This window comes from Sphingobium sp. CCH11-B1 (assembly GCF_001556865.1).
Classification (GTDB): domain Bacteria; phylum Pseudomonadota; class Alphaproteobacteria; order Sphingomonadales; family Sphingomonadaceae; genus Sphingobium.
The window spans coordinates 1-407 of sequence record NZ_LSJY01000086.1 but is presented as its reverse complement, the minus strand read 5'-3'; the positions used below and the strand labels follow the sequence as shown (position 1 = coordinate 407).

At 71.5% G+C, this 407-nt stretch carries 1 pseudogene; it reads left to right on the top strand.

Annotated features, from left to right (window positions below):
- Window positions 1-34: 34 nt before the first annotated feature.
- A pseudogene (locus tag AX724_RS24010) lies at window positions 35-407 on the top strand (Ti-type conjugative transfer relaxase TraA); the annotation flags it as partial.

The following is a 407-nucleotide window of genomic DNA, read 5'->3' as shown; positions in this document are numbered from 1 at the left end:
CCCCGGCATGGACCGCCACAGCGCTTATGTCGGCATGTCGCGGCACCGCGACGGGGCGCAGCTCCATTATGGCCGCAACGACTTCGCCGACCAACGCCAGCTCGTCCGCGCCCTGTCGCGCGACCGGAGCAAGGACATGGCCGGCGACTATGCGGTCCCCGCGCAGGACCAGGCTCGCGTGTTCGCCGAGCGCCGGGAGATATGGGGCGAGATCCGGTTCCCGGAACGCGCGCGCCAAGTGGCGGAGAAGGTGCGCGACAAGGCGCGCGGCATGTTCGCGGGATTCCGGCCGAAACCGATGTCGGAGAAAACGACGTCGCCCGAGCGCGTCGCGGCCGATCGGCCGCTGGCGCCCTCGCAGGCCCGCGCGATCGAACGCTATGGGCGCGCCGCGGCCGATATAGGCC